General features: G+C 41.3%; 17 protein-coding genes. 9 read left to right on the forward strand and 8 right to left on the reverse strand.

Going from position 1 to position 21445, the window contains the following annotated elements; genetic code table 11:
- Window positions 1-106 precede the first annotated feature (106 nt).
- Window positions 107-1795 (reverse strand): NAD(P)H-quinone oxidoreductase subunit 4, encoded by a 1689-nt coding sequence (locus RMZ42_RS32155; RefSeq protein ID WP_322675233.1) that lies wholly within the window; start codon window positions 1793-1795, stop codon window positions 107-109.
- A gap of 184 nt (window positions 1796-1979) precedes the next feature.
- Window positions 1980-2699 (reverse strand): response regulator transcription factor, encoded by a 720-nt coding sequence (locus RMZ42_RS32160; RefSeq protein ID WP_322675234.1) that lies wholly within the window; start codon window positions 2697-2699, stop codon window positions 1980-1982.
- A 588-nt stretch (window positions 2700-3287) separates the two neighbouring features.
- Between RMZ42_RS32160 and RMZ42_RS32165 the strand changes: the two genes are divergently transcribed.
- Complete coding sequence (locus RMZ42_RS32165) at window positions 3288-4382, forward strand: hybrid sensor histidine kinase/response regulator (RefSeq protein WP_322675235.1); 1095 nt, start codon at window positions 3288-3290, stop codon at window positions 4380-4382.
- 350 nt (window positions 4383-4732) lie between these two features.
- On the opposite strand, the gene RMZ42_RS32170 is transcribed toward RMZ42_RS32165, so the two are convergent.
- Window positions 4733-4915, reverse strand: coding sequence for a CsbD family protein (locus RMZ42_RS32170; RefSeq protein WP_322675236.1), 183 nt, complete (start codon window positions 4913-4915; stop codon window positions 4733-4735).
- Between the two features lie 1067 nt (window positions 4916-5982).
- Here RMZ42_RS32170 and RMZ42_RS32175 point away from each other — a divergent pair.
- The 7 genes from RMZ42_RS32175 to RMZ42_RS32205 all read left to right on the forward strand — a co-directional run bounded on the left by RMZ42_RS32175 (window position 5983) and on the right by RMZ42_RS32205 (window position 13452).
- Complete coding sequence (locus tag RMZ42_RS32175; RefSeq protein ID WP_322675237.1) at window positions 5983-6216, forward strand: hypothetical protein; 234 nt, start codon at window positions 5983-5985, stop codon at window positions 6214-6216.
- A 2-nt stretch (window positions 6217-6218) separates the two neighbouring features.
- Window positions 6219-7898 (forward strand): hypothetical protein, encoded by a 1680-nt coding sequence (locus RMZ42_RS32180; RefSeq protein ID WP_322675238.1) that lies wholly within the window; start codon window positions 6219-6221, stop codon window positions 7896-7898.
- 541 nt (window positions 7899-8439) lie between these two features.
- Window positions 8440-8772: an RNA recognition motif domain-containing protein gene (locus RMZ42_RS32185; protein WP_094351322.1), complete on the forward strand. Its 333-nt coding sequence runs from the start codon at window positions 8440-8442 to the stop codon at window positions 8770-8772.
- A 116-nt stretch (window positions 8773-8888) separates the two neighbouring features.
- Window positions 8889-9077 (forward strand): 30S ribosomal protein S21, encoded by a 189-nt coding sequence (gene rpsU / locus RMZ42_RS32190; protein ID WP_012407716.1) that lies wholly within the window; start codon window positions 8889-8891, stop codon window positions 9075-9077.
- 229 nt (window positions 9078-9306) lie between these two features.
- Window positions 9307-11070, forward strand: coding sequence for a serine/threonine-protein kinase (locus RMZ42_RS32195; protein WP_322675239.1), 1764 nt, complete (start codon window positions 9307-9309; stop codon window positions 11068-11070).
- A 342-nt stretch (window positions 11071-11412) separates the two neighbouring features.
- Window positions 11413-11976 (forward strand): pentapeptide repeat-containing protein, encoded by a 564-nt coding sequence (locus RMZ42_RS32200; protein ID WP_322675240.1) that lies wholly within the window; start codon window positions 11413-11415, stop codon window positions 11974-11976.
- Between the two features lie 291 nt (window positions 11977-12267).
- Window positions 12268-13452, forward strand: coding sequence for a M20 family metallopeptidase (locus RMZ42_RS32205; RefSeq protein WP_322675241.1), 1185 nt, complete (start codon window positions 12268-12270; stop codon window positions 13450-13452).
- Between the two features lie 80 nt (window positions 13453-13532).
- On the opposite strand, the gene RMZ42_RS32210 is transcribed toward RMZ42_RS32205, so the two are convergent.
- The 3 genes from RMZ42_RS32210 to RMZ42_RS32220 all read right to left on the reverse strand — a co-directional run bounded on the left by RMZ42_RS32210 (window position 13533) and on the right by RMZ42_RS32220 (window position 17753).
- On the reverse strand, window positions 13533-14585 hold the full coding sequence (locus tag RMZ42_RS32210; RefSeq protein ID WP_322675242.1) for a hemerythrin domain-containing protein: 1053 nt from the start codon (window positions 14583-14585) through the stop codon (window positions 13533-13535).
- Between the two features lie 263 nt (window positions 14586-14848).
- On the reverse strand, window positions 14849-16312 hold the full coding sequence (locus RMZ42_RS32215) for an ABC transporter substrate-binding protein (protein ID WP_322675243.1): 1464 nt from the start codon (window positions 16310-16312) through the stop codon (window positions 14849-14851).
- Window positions 16313-16382: 70 nt separating this feature from the next.
- Window positions 16383-17753: a serine/threonine-protein kinase gene (locus tag RMZ42_RS32220; RefSeq protein ID WP_322675244.1), complete on the reverse strand. Its 1371-nt coding sequence runs from the start codon at window positions 17751-17753 to the stop codon at window positions 16383-16385.
- 614 nt (window positions 17754-18367) lie between these two features.
- Between RMZ42_RS32220 and typA the strand changes: the two genes are divergently transcribed.
- Window positions 18368-20158: a translational GTPase TypA gene (gene typA, locus RMZ42_RS32225; RefSeq protein ID WP_322675245.1), complete on the forward strand. Its 1791-nt coding sequence runs from the start codon at window positions 18368-18370 to the stop codon at window positions 20156-20158.
- Between the two features lie 219 nt (window positions 20159-20377).
- On the opposite strand, the gene RMZ42_RS32230 is transcribed toward typA, so the two are convergent.
- Together RMZ42_RS32230 and RMZ42_RS32235 are read right to left on the reverse strand one after the other, a co-directional pair.
- The gene (locus RMZ42_RS32230; RefSeq protein WP_322675246.1) at window positions 20378-20734 is read right to left on the reverse strand and encodes a DUF4288 domain-containing protein; all 357 of its coding nucleotides are present in this window, start codon (window positions 20732-20734) and stop codon (window positions 20378-20380) included.
- A gap of 404 nt (window positions 20735-21138) precedes the next feature.
- The coding region (locus RMZ42_RS32235; protein WP_322675247.1) for a tetratricopeptide repeat protein at window positions 21139-21445 on the reverse strand (307 nt) is incomplete at its 5' end.

Genomic DNA, 21445 nt, shown 5'->3' on the forward strand with positions numbered 1-21445 from the left:
TATTAAATTGATAGCCTACCCACAGTGAGCGGCTATCAATGCTTTATTATTCCTCAGAAAGATACCTAGCGATCGCTCTTTTCGACAAGTCTATTAGTCAACAAGGTTACTTCAAAGTTCCTAAAACGGGCGCTACCTCAACCTCGGAAATTTGCGGAACCAAGAATCCCTTGGCATAAATCTGAGGATTGCTTTGCGAGACTATGGCATAAGACTGGCGAAGATTAGCATTGACTGCAACGGTCTTCACATCGTACATCTGCATCGCCATTTTGGGATAGAAACCAATACCAATAATCATCAGCAGAAAACAGGCAGCAATAAACACTTCACGCGGTCTAGCATCTTCGTAGACTGCATCTTCTGGTACGAGACAGTCTGTACCAAAACAAACTGTTCCCTCATCTTCTCGATTTTCCAAGCCTGCATTATTAATGTCGCATAACAGTGCTGCATCTTTACCATAAAACACTTCTCGCAGCATGGAAAGTAGATAAATCGGTGTGAGGATAACTCCAACTGCGGCGAGAAAAACTGTGACGGTGCAGAAAGTCGAACTGTAAACGTCACTGCTTGTCATTCCAACAAATACCGAGAGTTCGCCAGCAAAGCCGCTCATACCGGGAAGTGCCAGAGATGCCATTGCTCCGATTGTAAACAGGGCAAAGACTTTGGGCATGGCTTGACCAATACCGCCCATATCTTTCATTACCATTGTGTGGGTGCGATCGTAAGTAACACCTGCTAAGAAGAACAGCACTGATGCAATTAAACCATGCGAAATCATCTGCAACATTGCGCCGTTGATTCCCAAATCAGTGAAGGAGGCAATCCCAAGCAGTACAAACCCCATGTGAGAAATTGACGAATAAGCCAAACGCCGCTTCATATTCGTCTGAGCAAAGGAGTTCAATGCACCATAGATAATGTTGACAACACCGAGAATGGCTAGAACTGGCGCAAAATAAATGTGTGCATCGGGAAGCAACTCAAGATTCAGGCGAATCAGTCCATATCCGCCCATTTTCAGCAACACACCAGCTAATATCATCGATACAGGAGATGATGCTTCGCCGTGGGCATCAGGCAACCAAGTATGCATCGGGAAAACAGCAAGCTTGACACCAAATGCAATCAACAATCCTGCATAAAGTAGCAGTTGTAGTCCAAGAGGATATTCCTTTTTAGCCAGGGCGGTTATATCAAACGTCATATCACCGCCGCCGTATAGCCCCATTGCCAGGGCTGCCACTAAAATAAATATAGAAGCAGCTGCGGTATACAACAAAAATTTTGTAGCCGCATAACGACGCCTTTGCCCACCCCAAATGCAGACTAATAGATAGACGGGAATCAGTTCTACTTCCCACATGATGAAAAATAGCAGCAAGTCTTTAGCAACAAACACCCCTACTTGTGCCGAATACAGCACCAGCATCAAAAAATAGAAGAGGCGGGGTCGGCGATCGACTTGCCAAGCTGAAAAAATCGAGAGTGTGGTGACAAATCCGGCTAAAAGCACAAGTGGCGCTGAAAGCCCATCGACTGATACCGCCCAGTTAAAACCTAACTGAGGTATCCAGGCATAATTTTCCACCATTTGAAAACTAGCACTGCTGGCATCGTAATGATTCCAAAATGCATAGCACATTAATGCAAAATCTGCAATACCTACACTTAGTGCATACCACCGCACGAATTTACCATCTTTATCAGGCAACACAGGGATAAGCAGGGAAGCAACAAGTGGCAGTAAGACAATTGCGGTAAGCCAGGGAAATCGATCCGCTATCATGTATGTATAGAAAAATACTTATTTAGTCAATTATGTCATTCTACTAAACTTTGTAACGATTTCTTCATAAATCTTTGTCCCAGTTAACTGCTTTGACCAAAAAACAATTTACTGGAGACTGGGAAAGAAATATTTTTATTTGTTAAGTGTTCTTGTGTACGCAGTTGATAATGGTTTTACTTGCTTACGGTACTAATCCGGCCCGCAACGCACGGACAGCAGCTTGTGTCCGGTCAGCAACACAGAGTTTATTGAGAATACCTCGAACATGAGTTTTGACAGTACCGACTGTTAAATAGAGCCTTTTGGCAATTTCTGCATTGTCACAGCCAGCGACAATCAACTCTAAAACATCCATCTCTCTATGAGTTAAAGGATAGCTGACTATACTTTTCTCAACATCTGGGTCAATACCTTCAATCAAAACTCTTTTTCCAGATGCGTTTTTGTTGCCATCGGTGAAATCTTGACGTATTTGTTGTAGTACAACGTCTGCGATCGCTGGATCGATCCATGAGCTACCTGCATAAGTCGTTTGTACAGCTTCTACTAGTTTCTCAGTTTCTATATCCTTCATACAATAAGAATCTGCACCTGCTGCAAATGCTGCTAAAACTGCTTGTTCGCTATTTTGCATCGTTAAAATTAGCAGCTTTGTTGTATAGTCCTCATTTTCTGCCTGATATTGCCTAAATGTGCGTGTTAGCTCAATACCATCCATGTCAGGCAAACCAATATCAATAGTAGCAACATCCGGCTTGAGAGTTTTCAGAAGCTTGATACCATCAGCTGCATTGGCTGCTTCACCAACAATGTTAAACTCTGGCTGGGTTTGTAAAGCAGACCGCAAGCCGATTCTTGTCAGGTTGTGATCTTCAATCACAAGGATCTTGATTTCACTCATAGTTGCTTAACTTTACTGTTATTTTTCTAAAGTACAGATTAAAATAATCTCGTTCTTCTATTCGGGATCTTATACAAAAAGCAATGCGTTTGGTATTATTCCCTGAACTTCATCTACCATTAGACATAGATAACCTTATATCGTAAGCTTTTCTAAGGCAAGAGTTTCGATATGACAATATAATTCAATCAAAAAATATTTTTATACATAAACCCAATGCCCGATGTGTTATGTTATACAAATTTTCTGAAGAAATCTGATAGCAAGTAAAAGTAGGTGATTATTAAGTAATTATCCTTGCGTTGAGCGGTATTATGCACATAAAAGTGACTAAAATAACTCACTCTAGCACTCAGGCACTCATATTAATTGGAGAATTTAGGCGACTAATATACTTATGAGAAGAGTATTTTTGTAAGATAAATGGTACATATTTTTAAAGAAAAAACAGTGTAATTACGCAGAAAAAAGGTATTAAACTCAGAAAACTCTAAAAGAAAATATTAATCCTTAATAATCTCAGCGCTGGTGAAGTAAGCTATTACTAGATTTGCTAGGGATAGCCAAGCACTTCTTTTTTATTTAGCCATGTCTTTACCTAAAACTGTCAAAAAAGATAAAATTCTCGTTGTCGATGATATTTTTGACAATCTACTGGTCTTAGAAGCAGTCCTAGAAGATGAGGACTATGAAATTAGCTTGGTAGAAGATAGTAAGATTGCTCTGGCTATGGTTGAAGAGTCACCGCCAGACATAATTCTCTTAGATGTGATGATGCCGGAGCTAGATGGCTATGAATTCACTCGGCGCATCCGACAGAATCAGGCGTTGCCATTTATCCCGATTCTGCTGCTTACGGCTCACTATGAGTCTAGCGTTGTTGAAGGATTAGACGCTGGTGCAGATGACTTCATTCGCAAACCATTCGATCCTGATGAACTACATGCAAGGGTGCGATCGCTCCTGCGCCTCAAGCATAGTATCGACGAACGAGATCAGATGGCGAACCTCCGGGCGGATTTTGTCTCCCGTTTTACTCACGACTTACGCATCCCTCTAGTAGCCTCTAACCGCGTATTAAAATTATTGCTGGAAGGCAGGTTTTGCGATGTTTCGCCACAATTGCAAGAAATAATTAATACCATGATTGGCAGCAATCAAGACCTGCTGGAAATGGTAAATACCTTGTTAGAAGTTTATCGTCATGAAGCGGGCTGTAAAACCTTAAAAATTTCTGCCTGCAATATTCAGGAATTAGTTAGTGAAGTTTCCCAAGAATTAACTCCCTTAGCTGAAGAAAAAGGATTAGCTGTAAAAATCGATCTAAGTGAAACTGCAAGCCCCATTATGGGCGATCGCTTAGAACTGCGGCGAGTTTTGACAAATATTATCGGCAATGCTATCAAATTTACAGACAAAGGTTCTGTAAATATTCACTGTTATCTGACTCCGATCGCTGTGAATATTGATATCCAAGATACAGGGCCAGGAATTTCTAAACCAGATCAGGCAATATTATTCGAGCGATTTCGTCAAGGAAAACACCAACGTTCTGGTAGTGGCTTGGGATTATATCTTTCTCGCTGTATTATCGAAGCACATCAAGGCACAATCGATGTGACATCTGAACCAGGCAAGGGTAGTACATTTACTATCCGCCTACCTTTAGCTGACGAAAACTAAAAGTAGGCGACAAAAAATTATTACCCTAATAACGCTGTTAGTACAATAGAATTAATAGAATTACCTTGTGATGTTGGGATGTCTGTTAAAAGATAGGTAAATAGAATATTAATTATGAATTAGCACCTTTGAGAAAATCAGTAATAGATTGAGAAAATGCTTTGCGATCGTTATTTTCAAAATGGCTGAAAAAAGAAGGTAAAAAAAAGAGCTAATAAAGGCAGAAGGTTCAGTAAATAATTATTTAACTTAAACCTTCTTCCTAAATAAAATTTCACCTATTACATTACCATCAAAATCTAACTACTTGAACAAGTTGTTACAACGAGGAAAACCTCTATCACGCTGTACTAGTCTAAAGTCTTTTTAACTTCATCTTTGATATTTTCAGTGGTGTGACGGACTTGGGCTTCAGCTTGTTTAGCTTTACCTTCAGCTTTATCTTTAGGATCGCCAGTTACTTCGCCAATTGCTTCTTGTACTTTTCCTTCGACGTTTTTAGCAAAAGCTTTTGCTTTATCTTCGATACTCATCTTTTTTGCTCCTAAAGTAGGTTAAGTGTTGATTATTTATTGCTTGCTTGAAAAGCGCTGCAATATCTATAGATTACTTTTAAATAACTTTTGCTTCTTCTATCTGACGATGTTTTTATGACAAATATTTGTGTCCATTGTACATAGTTATTTAACCTTGAAAATCATCTTTGGAAATTCAGGTAATATCCAAAAGAGGGAAAGGTATCATTATATTGTTCTATCTTTAGACAAAATCATTTATAACTTCAGGTAGATAGTGATGTTGATAACCCGCAACTTGGCTTATTACCACTGGATATGGTAAATATGTCAACAGAGTGCGCAGGCTTTCAAATTGGTGGTAGATAGTGCAGTATTAGCGAGTCCGTGTACTCACTTCTGGGTAAATGAGAGGAGATGCTTCAAAATACTTTCGTCTTTAATCACTTAGGACTTACGCAAGTGTCACAAAAAAATCGGATTTGTAGTTGTAAGCGGCTCTAGCCCTTATTTTGAGGACTAAAGTCCTCTCTGCGAAACGCTACGCGTAGCTTGCTTCCCCGCAGGGGTACACTACGAACTGAAAATAATATGCCAAGCTAAAAGCGTAGCTTGCTTCTTTGTAGGGATACAAGTCGGGAAACCGCAAGGGCGCAGTGACTCCCCAACTTACGTAGTTTAAGGTTTTTGGGGCTAACGCAAGCGTATTGAGTTATATATTAGTCACATCTTTCTTAATAGTCACTTATTAACTTGCAATCCGCTGTATATTGCTTCTGCAACTCTGACTAATTAAGCAAGTACTAGAAATAACTGACACTAAAAATAGTGGAAATCTCAGTAAATACTGTAGGAGCAGTAGCTTGCAGAATAAGGATTTTGTCACAAAATTTAGCAGAAATCAACATAATTTTTCAGGTTTTAACTGAAGAATAATTTAGCTAGTGCAAGAAGGCATAGATAAGTCTCAGTAGCGGCTTTGAAGTACCTAATAGAACTGGTGATTAATTTCTGCTCAAAGACAGCAGGAACAATTCTCCACATTGATTTCTAGCTTCTTACTTGTAGTATTTATGAAGATATTTATGCAATCAAATTCTAGTACTCAACCAACTCCCAACTTCCAATATATAGACTACAAAATGCCAACTGATTTGTCTGTTAACATTTTCATCGGATATTCTATCTTGATTCCAATGATTGTGTTTGTTGGGTTTAATATCTATAAGAAATACCAGACTGCTGTTTTTTGCCGACAAGTTGCTTATTTAGAGAAACTGTGGCATTTGAATATTAAAAAAGAGCTTGAAGAAAAATAATAATGAAGTACTTATTTCTAGTTTGGGTGCTTATATTCTCTTTAGTCGCTCCTAGCGCGGCGATATCTGATAACAAGCCGCTTCTTGATGAAAGCTTATACCAACACGTTGACGCTGAAGTAAAACAGCCATACAACTTAATATCTGGACTTGGCACAATCCACCATCCAGTTTCTACTTCTAATCCCCAAGCACAAGAGTTTTTCGATCAGGGATTAAATTTAATTTACGCTTTTAATCATGATGAGGCGGCGCGTTCTTTTCAATACGCTGCCAAACTCGATCCGCATTTAGCGATCGCATATTGGGGTGTTGCTTTAGCTTTGGGGCCCAACATTAATTCAGAAATAGACCCCAATCGGGAATTAGCTGCTTACCAAGCGATACACCAAGCTTTGGTCCTTTCTACCCAAGCTTCCACCCAAGAACGAGACTACATTAACGCCTTAGCAAAACGTTACTCTCAAGATGCCGATGCTGATTTGTATCAACTAGCAGTAGATTACGCCAAAGCAATGGGAAACCTAGTCAAGCGCTATCCTGATGATTTGGATGCAGCGACACTTTACGCTGAAAGCCTGATGGATCTGCATCCTTGGCAGCATTGGACTAAAGATGGTAAGCCACAGCCAGATACAGAAAAAATTGTGGCTGTTTTAGAATCAGTTCTCAAACGTAACCCGAATCATGCAGGAGCTAATCATTACTATATCCATGCAGTGGAAGCCTCACCTTCTCCAGAACGGGCCCTTGTCAGTGCTAACCGACTCGGAACTCTAGCGCCAGCAGCAGGACACTTGGTACACATGCCAAGTCATATTTATTTTCGTGTGGGAGATTATCAAGGGGCAATGCAGGCAAACGAGCTGGCGATCGCTCAAGATGATATTTACATCAAAAAATATCAAGTCCAGGGCACTTACCCCATGATGTATTACAACCACAATATACATTTCCTCATGGTGGCCAGTAGCATGGCAGGAAGATATGAAGATGCTCTGAAATCCGCAGATAAATTAGTGGCAAATGCTACTGCGATTGATCCGTATGCACCAATGCTTGAGGGATTCCTCGGCAGCAAAATGCTGATTCAGACACGCTTTAGTGATTGGGATGCCATCTTAAAAACTCCTGTTCCCGAAGCTAAATTGCCCACTACCACAGCACTTTGGCATTTTGCTCGCGGTATGGCGATCGCAGCCACAGGTAAACTTGAAGATGCAGCAAGTGAAAGTCGGGCATTACTAGCTGCCAAACAGGGAATTTCCACCGAGGCAACTATTGGATTCAGTCCTGCCAGTAATATTTTAGACATTGCCTCAAAAGTTCTAGACGCCAAAATTGCTAGAGAAAATCATGATTATGAATCTGCCATCCAATTACTAGAAAAAGCAGTAGTAGCAGAAGATGCCCTCAATTACGTGGAACCACCAGACTGGTACTTTCCGACGCGGGAATCTTTGGGTGCTGTGCTTTTGGCTAAGGGTGACTATAGAGAAGCTGAGAAAGTCTTTCGTGCCGATTTAAAAAAATATCCCCATAATGGACGTTCTCTATTTGGCTTGCAGGCAACTTTGCGGGCACTAGGCAAAGATGAGGCCGCTCAACTTGTGAAAGCTGAATTAGAGACTGTTTGGAAAGGTGATGTTCGGCAACTTAAGATTGCAACTTTGGTTAATTAGCCGAACATGAATGTTACGCCACTTACTCTCCTTTTTCAAAAAAAGAGGCTAGCGCCAAAGAAAAAGACTCGCGATGCTTGCTGCTATAAGCATCGCAGTTGCTTTTATAGCAGGTTTTCCCAAAGAGTACAAGTCACAATAGTTTTATATTTGTTGCCTGACTTTGCCTTTCGTATTAAAATCTTGAAGTAATGCTTCATGGTGAATGCAGTCAAACGTTCAATTCGGATATTAAAGATGCGCCCCTGCATGTCTGATTTTCTATATCACCCTACAGAATTTATTTTATTCCATTTCCAACCCCTTTTTGCGGTGGATTGTACTTAGGGTATGTGGGGGCGGGCGATCGCTTAGGTGCGATCGCATCACTGGTTAACTATCTAGTGGATGCAAAGAGTTGGCTCATATGTCATCCTAGATTTATGAGAGTTAATTCAGCGATGTCTTTGGTTTTAGTATTGAAAGGCTTTTTCCTTTTAGTATTTACAGACTTCTGAGAGAAATTAAAATCTCTACACAGTGATGATTTTGGAGAGAATCGATGTCAATTTATGTAGGTAACCTCTCTTATGACGTTACACAAGAAGATTTAAGTGGTATTTTTGCAGAATATGGTACTGTAAAGCGCGTTCAAGTACCTACTGACCGTGAAACAGGTCGTCCGCGCGGCTTTGCTTTTGTGGAAATGGGAACTGAAGCTGAAGAAACTGCTGCCATTGAAGCTCTCGACGGTGCTGAGTGGATGGGTCGTGACCTGAAAGTTAATAAAGCTAAACCCAAGGAAGACAGAGGTGATAGAGGTTCCTTTGGTGGTGGTAACAGAGGAGGATACGGCAACCGCGGCGGTGGCGGTGGCGGTGGCGGACGATACTAACCTTGGAAATAAAAACTTACCAAGAGTCTTAAGGTCAGACAAACAAGAGTCTGTCTTTTTTTTGTAATGTTACCGCCTGCATAGCCATTGATGAAGTCAACTTAGTAGGAGAAATAATGACCCAAGTAATTGTAGGTGACAATGAACACATTGAGTCAGCCTTACGACGATTTAAACGAGAAGTTTCCAAGGCGGGAATTTTTCCAGACATGAGAAAGCATCGTCATTTTGAAACACCCTTAGAAAAACGCAAGCGCAAAGAAGTTGCCAAGCACAGACAAAGTAAGAGAAGTTTTCGTAATTAAGGGCTGAGATACAGCAGAATTCAGAATTCAGAATTCTGAATTCTGAAGTCAAACAGGCTTTATACCTTGCTTTGAGACGCGAGCTTGTGTACTTCACCTTCCTTGAAATTCGCTGTAAATATGAATGAATTCCCTCATAGATTCTATGAGGGTTTTCCTTTTGTCTATTTTAAAATCACGAAACCTAAAGAAACGCTAAAATCAAGTCAGCCTTTGTATTGTAGCGGTTGTGTCCCACATCACTCAGAGTGCGGTTCACTGCATAAATCCTGATTGTCAACGTCCTTATCCTCAGCCTTGGGGAAACAAATTTTGCAACAGCTGTGGCGCACCGCTAGAGTTGTTAAACCGCTATGTTCCACTTCAGCCCTTGGGATCGGGAGGATTTGCTCAAATCTACACAGTTTGGGATGAAAAAACTCAAACAGAGAAAGTGTTGAAAGTATTGGTAGAAGATTCGCCCAAGGCACTGGAGTTATTTACCCAAGAGGCGGCAGTTTTATCCGGTTTGCACCATCCAGGTGTCCCCAGAGTTGATGCCGAAGGGTATTTTCAGATACAACTGTTTAACCCCAAACCGCACCAACTGCCTTGCCTGGTAATGGAAAAAATCAATGGGCAAACTTTAGAGGAAATATTAAAAAAGTTTCCCCAAGGGTGTCCAGAGAGTTTGGTTTTAAACTGGTTTGCCCAAGCAGTGCAGATTTTACAAGAATTACACAAACGTCAGATTCTTCACCGAGATATCAAACCTTCTAATTTAATGCTGGGTACATCTTCGTCATCTTTAACCCCGTCTCCAGGGCAAGCAGAGGGCGATCGCCTGGTGTTAATTGATTTTGGCGGAGCGAAACAATTTAGTGCCTCTAAGCTGCGTTCTGTGTCTAGTTCCACGCGATTATTTTCTTCTGGCTACAGTCCACCAGAACAAGTTACTGGAGGTATTGTTGGGCCAAGTGCCGATTTTTATGCTCTTGGTCGAACGATGATTGAACTACTAACAGGTAAGTACCCACTAGAGTTGGAAGATCGGCAAACGGGTAAATTGCAATGGCGAACTGCGGTGAATGTCAACCCGCAACTAGCAGATTTGCTGGATGAGATGGTGCAGGAGGATGTGCGATCGCGTCCAGCGAATGCAGCTATAATTCAAAAACGTTTGGCGAAGATTTCTCAACCATTACCGCCACCAGGGTTATTTGCCCAACTGCAAGACAACATTAAGCAAGCCTCAACGCAAGTTTCCCAGAGATTTACCCTGATAACACAAGCTATCGAACAAGTTTTAGCTAACTTTAGCCTAGCTCTCACCAAAACCGTTATTTTTATCGCTCAGACAATCATCAAAATTTTCCGAGCTTGTTTGGCGACGATTTGGGCGATGCTCCTCAGTAGTATAGGCGCTTGTTTTGGTGCGATCGCTGGTTTTATTTTGGCCTATCACACCAGCTTAGGGCCTCAGATTGTAGAATTTATTGGGAGTCAGCTAAATCAATTAGTACCAAATACTCAGCCCGTCTTTGGGGCAGATATTTTGGTGTTCGTCGCCGCAGGCTGGGGAACCGCATGGGGATTGACAGTATCTGGTTGTTTTGGTCAACGGCGGCGGTTTTTAGTGGCTTCTCTGATGGGCATAATTAGCTATGGCTTCGGGTGGTTAATTTTGCAATTAATCACCCCAAAAGATAGCGGCGAGGGCTTAATGGCAGTGATTTTAGTGGCAGTTTGCCTACTCACGTTGAGTTTAGGACTTCGCAGCCATCATGTAGTGTACGCTGTGTTCGCGGCCTTTGGCAGTGCGATCGGCTATGCACTTTTGATTCTTTTGAAGTTAGGTGCACCTCCAATTTTCCAATTTAGCAGTCAACCAGCCTGGTCAGAGTTACAGTTACCTCTAATTTTTTTTGGCTCTATAGGCTTCTTTATCAGCTTCTGGTTAGGAGTGAGTTATTACCTAATTGTCCCTGGACTGCGCCTTTTAGGATGGCGATGAAAAAGGCAGGGGGGCAGGGGAGTAGGGGGCAGGGGAAGAATTAATAACCAATGCCCAATGCCCAATGCCCAATGCCTAAAAACAAGATCCCCCTAGTCGTATTTTTATCGAGCTAGGGGGATCACATATTTGGTAGTCTATAATTGGTTCGGTATAGTTCCTTACGATTTGATTCTATAGCCTATATTTCCGTTTGAGTAGTCTTACTATTAGAATTTATAGTATTTTTACAGCTTCTTAATCAATGCTTCATCCCTGTACTTCCTTAGAGAAGCAGTATATGTAAGGATGACAGTACGTGATGTTCGTAACTTGTCATTTTTGTAAATATCAGTAAAAAATATGAAACTTAAGATTATTGCCACCGTCTCCCTGTTAGCTTGTTTAGGGTTTGCAGAGCAGGCTCTTGCATTAAATCAGCTAGACTTGGATCAGTTGAAGGCAACAAGTGCCTGTCCTCGGTGTAATTTGAGTGGCGCTGACCTAACTAGGCTGAATCTAACTGGAGCAAATTTGCGAGGGGCTGACTTGAGCGGCGCTACATTATCTCAAGCTAATCTCACGAATGCCGATCTCACCGGTGCAAATTTAGAAGGTGCGATTCTGAATTCGGTAAATCTGAGTGGTGCTTCCTTAACAGGAGCAAATTTGAAATCAGCATCCCTGGAAAATGCTGATTTATCTTATGCCGGTTTTATCAGCGCCAATTTGGAAGCAACAAACTTAAAAAATGCAATATTGCAGTTTACTAATTTTCGAGGGGCTAACTACCGACTAACAACTCTGGCTAATGGTGTCGTCACCTCTGACAAACCCTATGGCTGGTCGTTAGAGCGTCAAAATCCCAGAGAATGTAACGAGTTTAAACCCGAAAATACTTTAGGCACAACTTGCTATTCAAAATAAACTGGGGCATTGGGCATTGGGAATGGGGCATTGGGCATGGGGCATGGGGCATTGGGCATTGGGCATGGGGCATGGGGAAGAGACAAGGTAGACAAGAAAAAAGAAAAGACTTGTTTAATAATTCCCCCTTGTCCCCTTGTCCCCTTGTCTCCCCTGCTCCCCTGCTCCCCTGCTCCCCTGCTCCCCTGCTCCCCTGCTTGTTCTTAACACTCCTTGTATAGCAAAAGCATTTTGTTTGTTAACAGTTCTTTATCATGGGAAAAAAGCCTAGCCTATAAATTAATTAAATCGATGCTTACCCATATAAAAGACTTAGCAGCAAAACTAGCGCCCCGCTTAATTGAAATTCGCCGCCACATCCACTCTCACCCAGAACTCAGCGGTCACGAGTACCAAACAGCAGCTTTTGTAGCTGGTGTTTTGTCTTCCAGTGGACTGCACGTACAAGAAGGAGTTGGCAAAACGGGTGTCATTGGAGAACTTCAAGGCACTGGCCAAAATGACCGTTTATTGGCAATTCGCACTGATATGGATGCCTTGCCAATTCAAGAGGGCACTAATTTGGAATATGCCTCTCGTGCAGATGGGATTATGCACGCTTGCGGTCACGATGTCCACACCACTGTAGGGTTAGGAACGGCGATGGTGCTGTCCCAAATGGCTGAGGAATTAGGTGGAAAAGTGCGGTTTTTATTTCAGCCAGCCGAGGAAATTGCTCAAGGTGCAAGCTGGATGGTGAAAGATGGGGCGATGGAAAATGTCTCGGCTTTATTAGGGGTTCATGTTTTCCCTTCTATACCCGCAGGTTCTATTGGGGTGCGTTACGGGGCATTAACAGCCGCCGCTGATGATTTAGAGATTCTGATTATGGGAGAATCTGGACATGGGGCGCGTCCTCATGAGGCGATTGATGCGATTTGGATTGGTTGCCAAGTGATTACGGCACTGCAACAAGCTATCAGCCGGACACAAAATCCTTTACGTCCTGTAGTATTGAGTATAGGGAAATTTAATGGTGGCAGAGCGCCGAATGTAATTGCCGATAAAGTGCAGTTATTGGGAACTGTGCGATCGCTCCATCCTGAAACCCGTGCCCATCTCCCAAACTGGATTGAAAACATTGTATCTAATGTTTGCCATACCTACGGAGCAAAGTATCAAGTCAATTATCGCCAAGGTGTACCCAGCGTCCAAAATGATTACGCCCTGACGCAATTGTTACAATCAGCCGCAGAAGAAGCTTGGAGTAGCGATCGCGTTCAAGTACTACCCGAACCCTCCCTTGGCTCTGAAGATTTTTCTATTTATTTAGAACATGTCCCTGGTTCTATGTTTCGCTTGGGTGTAGGCTACAAAGAAAGAATCATTAACCACCCTTTACACCATCCCCAATTTGAAGTCGATGAATCTGCTATTATCACCGGGGTTGTAACTATGGCATACACAGCTTATAAATATTGTCAGCAAAATTTGTAAACAAAAACTCCCAGCAGATAAATGCTGGGAGTTTTTGTTTAACTAACCTTTTTAGCAGCTATAGAAAGCTCAAAAGCCTTCTACACATTGGATTCGCTAACAACACCTAATTTCTCTTGAATTTTGGTCTTAGCGGCTTTGAATTCAGTAGCCAGTTGCTCGCTTTCATCGCTGCTCAAGTTGTTACGAATGGCAGCAAACATTGTGCTTTCTTCTTGACGAATATGGTCGCCAACAGCTTCCATAAGCTGTGTAACTCGATCTTTGAATTCAGGTGACGAAGGGCTAATACCCTTAATTTGGTCTAACACCTGCTTCATTTCAGCTTGTTCATCAAACAGTTCTTGGGTGTTATCTTGACCGTAGAAAGGACGTACTCTTGTATAGACTACTTCCTCTTCAGCTTCAGCGTGGGCATTTAAATCCTTATAAATTTGACCGAAGTACTCTTGGATCTTCTGCGGATCGTCGCTTTGCAGTAGTTCGGTGAATAAGGTATTTACCTTGTTGTGATCGAGGCGGATGACATCTTGGATATTTAGATCCTTTTTGTCGCTGTTTTGGGTGACAGCACTACCTACTACACCACTAACTGCGGCCATAGCATCTTGAACACGTGCCCAAATTCCTTGATCTGCATCTTGTCCAGTGAGTTCGCGGACACCCAGAATTTCCAGAATGCCTTTAAGTTGCTCTTGGTGAGCGCGGTTTTCAAAGTTAATGGTATTTAATGGGCCGATCGCTAGCAACACATCAGCGCCAACTTTTTGAGCAGCTTTGTGAACTATCAAGCCACTCATTACTACTTGATGTTTCAGCAATTCATGCTGAGAAACTTTCTCATACAGGCTTAACTCAGAACCTTTGAACAATTCGCGAGCTTTTTCAATGAATTGTGTAACATTTTCTTTAGGTTCAGCCTGAATCCCATACTGACCAATTACAGTTTCTAAAATACCAAGGTTTTTTTCATCATCATTGATAAAATTTCGGATGCGATCGGCAATTTCAGCATCAAGCCCTTGCGTCAAAAGCGATTGTTCATTTTCGATGACCAACTGTTGCAGAGCTTTTAGACTTGCAAGTTTTACAGCAATAGCATTGCGTTTCGTATCATCTAAAGTAGTTACCATCCGTGTTCTCCTCGGCAAAGCGTTCGTAATTCTTACTTGATATAACTTTGACACAGAGGTTAGGGAGATTCCATCTTTCTTTTGAGCGATCGCGCTCACAACTCTGGGTAGAGAAAAAAACTTTTCCTTAGAGAAAAATCGAAGCGATCGCTTCAATTTTTGATTGCCATCAAATCAAGCAGTTTAGTATGACATTCAAATTGAATAAATTACCTATTTGAAAGCAATTTCTATCTTGAGAATGACAATTAAGCTCAAAAAAACTACTTCTTATTCAAGAGGGCAAAATCGTAACCAGTTCCACTAGAGCAAGACTCGCAACGCTCAATTTTGACAAGCATTGCTTCTCCTTGACGCTCCCCGGATGCCGAAAACTGAATCATTCCGGTTGCTCCAGATGTTGAAAAATTGGGATTAGACAATACCCTTTGTAATCCTTCGCGGGTACTATCTTTTTTTAAACCAGCAATAATTGCTTGGAGTGCATCATAAGCTCCTGCTGTTCTCTGATTTACTTGAGCATTCCAAAGCTGAAAGGCATTTTTTGCAAAGGGGTTATCTTTATTAGCATCACGATGCCAATACACAGGTAATACCAGTCCTTCGAGATCCTTGCCATTTTGCAAAGTTGTAGCACTGTACATAGTTTCAGAAGCAAACAGGGGCTTTCTACCTTTAACTTCTTGTGCTACTTTGGTGGCAAAGTAGATATTTCTGATTGAAGGCATTAGTAAAAAGCCACTTGCATTTTCTGTTTCTATGGCTTTATCTACAAAAGCTTTAGGGTCAAAATTCTTATCTGCTAAATTGCAAGGCGTACTAATAACGTTGCTGCCATAATTTTTGATAGCTTGAGTGTACTTTTCTACAAGTATCTGATTTGATGAAGAGGTTGGATTATCTCTTGAATTACGAACATCGCCACAAATAGCAACATTTCTTGCTTGTCGAGCAATGTAGCGAGAATGAGTATCTACTAAATTATCATATAACGGATTTACGTGAAATAAGTAGTTATTTGTGGAACTATTAGGCTGACTATTTAATGCATTATTATCTAACTTTCCTGAATTTTCTGCTTGATTTGGTAGCTCGACAGGCAAGACTAAAACCAAACCTTTCTCTTTATATATTTCTGCGTTACGTCTAACACCCACAGCAGCTACAAGGCTTTTATCTTCAACTAATTCATTATCTAGGCGTGCAGAATCTTCTCTATTATCAGCACTTGCAATTACAATTTGCAATTTTTTACCATTAATTCCTCCTTGGGTATTAACTTCATTTTGAGCTTGAGCTACACCGCGTAAAATCTCTTCTGCTAAACTAGGGTCGAAGTTAATTGGTGCGACGATCGCAACTTTTATAGCTGATGAATTATCTCGCGCTATTTTGGCATTATTTAAATAAATTAAAGTTTCTGGATCGTTGCGATTATTTTTCAGAGAATCAGTAAACTTTTTAACAGCAGTAATGTAATCTTTTTCAGCAAAAGCTTTAACTCCATCTGTTTTTTCAGGGGATGTTTGCACTTTCACCAAAATCCTTGTACCCAAATTCATTAATGACGACTTATTTGTAAATGAAGATGAAGTTTGTGTGGGGTTTGATGGTGTTGTTACGATAGTAGAAGATACTTTGTTAATTAACCATAAAATAGCTGCTACCATTACCCCAGCCAGACCAAGAGAAATAAGCAATCTCAAGTTTTCTTTTTTATTTGTCATGAATAACTACCAATACTTACAAAATTTATTTTAAATAAAGAGATTTATGACAATTGAACAATACAAAAAACTAAAGATATTTAGCAATCAGGTTGTTGATTATTTCAGATACACCCACAATAATAATTGTCAATATACCTGCTAGAATAACTAGCAATCCTACAAGTAACAGCCCATTTAAACCAGCTTTGAAAAGATTATTAGTTAAAAGATTTCTGAAAATAAAGACAACGAGTAAATTGGCGATGATAGCAATAACAATTAAATAAGCTTTTTCTAGAAGGGGGCGAGATTGAATAAAGACTAATCCTCCTAAAATGAGCAACCACAATCCAGAGCTAATCCAAGTCGTTCCGAGAAAACTTATAAGTGCGATCGCTAAAAATGAACTACCCGATCCAGCTATGATTGCTCCAGATAATAATCTACTGTTAGATAATTGTGGTAGATATCGAGTTGATTGATGTTGATTTTGCGGTTGCGTCCTTGATTGTAGAGTAGGTGGAATAATTGTAGGAGGTGATGTATACCTTAGCGGTGGCAACTTCTTTAAGTCTTGTAAGACAGCCTGTGCAGATTGATAACGCTGTTCGTGATTTTCTTCTAGACACTTATTAAGAATTATCTCTAATTCTTGACTTATGGGTTGCGTTAAATGCTGCCGCCAACTAGAAGTCCAACCATAGCCTTGTTTCATCCACAAACTCGAAGGAGAGATATTGGTCAGCAGTTGAAAGCAAGTTATTCCTAAACTGTAGATATCACTAGACAGAAAAACTTTACCCGTTTGCATTTGCTCAACTGGTGCATAACCTAATGAACCAATAATTGTCCCGATCGTAGTGTTTGTAGGTTCCGTTTTTTGTTTTGCCACTCCAAAATCAATTAGTACTAACTTCCCATCATTTTGACAGCGAATAATATTTTCTGGTTTAATATCTCGGTGAATTACTTGTTGTTGATGTATGTATATCAGTACAGATAATAAATTCTTTAAAACATCTCGAATCTTGGCTTCATCAAAAACCCCTTGTTGTTTTAACTCTTGTAACAGATTTTGTCCTTCGATAAACTGCTGCACTAAATACAGATATTCAGCTTCCTTAAAATATGCATACAAATTGGGAATTTGGACATGTTCTCCTAGTTCTTTGAGACGTTTGGCCTCTCGTTCAAACAACTCAGTCGCTTTTTTATGTGCCTGACTACCCTGACTGGCATAAAATTGACTTAGAACCAGCTGCTTCACAACACATCGTTCATTAAGTTTGTCTATATCTTCGGCGATATATGTGCGTGCAAACCCTCCTCTCCCTAATGGTGTGATGATTCGGTAACGATTTCTCAATAGCGATACCAACTCTGTGCCACAACTGAGGCAGAAATTTGCCCCGTCAGGATTTTGGGGATTCTCGCAATTAGGATTTAGGCAGCAGACCATATAATTATCGCTGTCATTTTATTAGTTTTTAGGATATACCTTAAATTCTCTAGAAGCGTTACATTGTAAAGTCTCTACATAGATAATGACGTAGGCGTAGCCCGTCGTAGACATCGCTTCTTACTCTCGTAAACAATTGACCTGGCTCTACATTGCGATTGTTTTGCGTACACTGAATATTTTTGTAGATATACCCACCCCATTCTAGTCAATAAAAACCACGCTTGGCGATCGCTTCTCTATCGATCCCAAACACGAAATAACCTGACTTTTAGCAGCCAGGAACTTCATCTCTCTGGAACAAAGATCGCACTTTTCACCAAAGTATTTCAATGACTAAATTCCTCTATGCGAATCAACCGCAATTCTCAAAAGCAATACAGCCCTTCAGTTAACACCTGTTTGTCACAGACAGCTTTTTTTATCCCACCAACGCCGTAATTACCACACATCTCGATTGTGGGGTTTACAAAACTCCCCGCAATTGTGACGATTACGCTAGAATTATTAAAGGTTCTTTACAGAATTTGCCGATCCTTCTCAATTCTGTTAAAACAGCCTAGCATTCAAATGTAAATCTTATAAACACCCTCTAGAGTTCACCAAAAGCTTCTATGACGCTCCCAATTCGCAACGTCGCCATTATCGCCCACGTTGACCACGGCAAAACCACGCTGGTTGACGCACTCCTCAAACAATCCGGCATTTTCCGCGAAGGCGAAGACGTTCCGGATTGCGTTATGGACTCCAACGCCCTAGAACGGGAACGGGGTATTACTATCCTGTCCAAAAATACAGCAGTTCGCTACAAAGAAACACTAATTAATATTGTTGACACTCCTGGACACGCTGACTTTGGTGGCGAAGTTGAACGGGTACTCGGCATGGTTGACGGATGTCTTCTGATTGTCGATGCCAATGAAGGCCCCATGCCCCAAACACGCTTCGTTCTGAAAAAAGCTTTGGAAAAAGGGCTGCGTCCCATCGTTGTGATCAACAAAATCGATCGCGGACAAGCTGACCCCCACGTTGCAGTTGATAAAGTCTTGGATCTGTTCTTGGAATTAGGGGCAGATGAAGACCAGTGTGATTTTCCTTATCTGTTCGCTTCCGGGATGGGAGGTTTTGCTAAGGAAACCTTGGAAGCAGAATCGGTAGACATGCAACCTTTATTTAACGCGATTCTAAAACACGTTCCATCACCAGTAGGCGATCGCAATAAACCTCTGCAATTACAAGTCACAACCCTAGATTATTCTGAATATCTGGGACGGATTATCATTGGCAGAATTCACAATGGTACTATCCGTTCAGGACAGCAAGCGGCTTTAGTCACAGAAAATGGCACCATCGTCAAAGGTAAAATTACCAAATTGATGGGCTTTGAAGGTTTGAAACGGGTGGAAATGGAAGAAGCAACCGCAGGTTATATTGTGGCGGTGGCTGGTTTCGCTGATGCTTACATTGGAGAAACGATTACCGATCCTAACGAACCCCAAGCTTTACCACTAATTAAAGTCGATGAACCCACCTTACAAATGACCTTCTGGGTGAATGATTCGCCCTTTGCGGGTCAAGAAGGCAAGTTGGTGACATCAAGACAAGTGCGCGATCGCCTTTTCCGCGAACTTGAAACCAACGTGGCTTTGCGCGTTGAAGAAACCGATTCTCCCGATAAATTCCTTGTTTCCGGTCGGGGAGAACTCCACCTGGGTATCTTAATTGAAACCATGCGCCGGGAAGGATTCGAGTTTCAAGTATCTCAGCCACAGGTTATTTACCGCGAAGTCAACGGACAACCTTGCGAACCTTACGAACTCTTAGTGTTAGACATTCCTGTTGATGCCGTGGGTAGCTGTATCGAACGCCTGGGACAACGTAAAGGCGAAATGCAAGATATGCAACCAGGTAGTGGCGATCGCACTCAGCTAGAGTTTGTCATTCCCGCCCGTGGTTTGATTGGTTTCCGGGGTGAATTCATGCGGATGACGCGTGGCGAAGGCATCATGAACCACAGCTTCTTAGATTACCGTCAACTGAGTGGCGACATTGAAGCCCGTAACAAAGGCGTTTTAATCTCATTTGAAGAAGGCGTTTCTACCTTCTACGCCATGAGGAACGCCGAAGATAGAGGAGCATTCTTTATTACTCCCGGCACAAAGGTTTACAGAGGCATGATTGTGGGCGAACACAATCGTCCGCAAGATTTGGAACTGAATATCTGTAAAACCAAGCAGTTGACCAACCACCGCGCTGCTGGTGGCGATGAATTAGTGCAACTGCAAGCACCAATAGACATGAGCCTAGAGCGTGCTTTGGAATACATCGGCCCCGATGAATTGGTGGAAGTTACACCCCAATCAATTCGTCTCCGGAAGATGTCGAAGAAATTGGCAAAACGGTAAGTCAAGCAATAACTTAATTAACTTAGAAAGTCCGCATCAGCGGGCTTTTTTGTTTGCTAGGTGTGTAACAATCATTTGTTAAATGAATATAACAATGAATAGAAGTATAATAATGCCTGATGTTTATTACACATGAGCCAAAGTAAGCAGCACTTAAATCATCCTGTTTTAGTGATTTTACACTTGTGCGATCGCGTGGTTTGATAACTATTCTCCAAGTTACTCTTGAGATAATAATGGCTCAAATGACTGGTAAGCCTCATAGTTCCGAAAATGTCGAGCATATAAATCAACAATATCCTCAGATGAATCAAAGTCATCATACAAAACTGAATTCACGTCTACTAATTGCTGCAAAGACCAAGTAATAGTTTCTTCATTTTCATTTGTATAGCTGACACTTTCATTTTTACCATGATTCAAAGCCTTTGCTTTTGCTTCCTCTAAAGAAGTGGCTTTAATCAAAACAAAGCTTTCTTGGTACAAAGGTTGATAATCAGGTTGATCTGAAGATGATTTGTAGAGAATTATAGCAATATAGAAGGATTCTGCTTTATTTGCACTTTTAGTTTCCATTTCATGTTATCTCTAGCTATTTTTTGAATCTATTATCATTCAATAACTTCCAAGCTTTTTTACCACTAGCCGATCTGCTTTTCTTGATGTCTTCTAAATAAGAGTTCAGAAACTCGCTCGGAAACTCCCGCCTAATCGATGCTTTTCGGCACACACTAATAAAAGTATCAGCAAACAAACTTAAGTTATCGTTGGCTTCACAACTAGCCCCTGGCCTAAATTGGCTTATTAGTAAGGATTGCTCAGATAAATTTGCATTGTTGTAATTATAGATTAAAGCCTGGGAGTGAGTAGCAATAGGTTGTACAAACAATCCCATAGTTAACAGACTGACCAGTGGTTTTTGCAGCATATAGTTGAAAAATAGCCCACTATTTCCCTTTTCATAAGATAGTAAATTAATATTACCGCCGAAACCAATTGCGTACCCAACGCCACAACCGACGCAACCAACGCCATAAATCACGACGGAAGACTACAGGCGTTTGTGGTTGAGAAAGACGCTCAATTGCATTGTTGCAATCTTGCAGATTAGCATCGAGTCCCATCGCCTGACAAAGTTCACGGGCATTACGATAAGCACCCAGCGCGTCTGATTCTCGATTAAGGTTTTCTAATGCCTCACCTAAATTAAACCATGCGATCGCTTCGCCATAGCGATCGCCTATCTCCCTTTTGATTTCCAAAGACTGCTGGTGGAACTCAATCGCT

The organism is Nostoc sp. DedQUE05, assembly GCF_034530955.1.
GTDB lineage: Bacteria > Cyanobacteriota > Cyanobacteriia > Cyanobacteriales > Nostocaceae > Nostoc.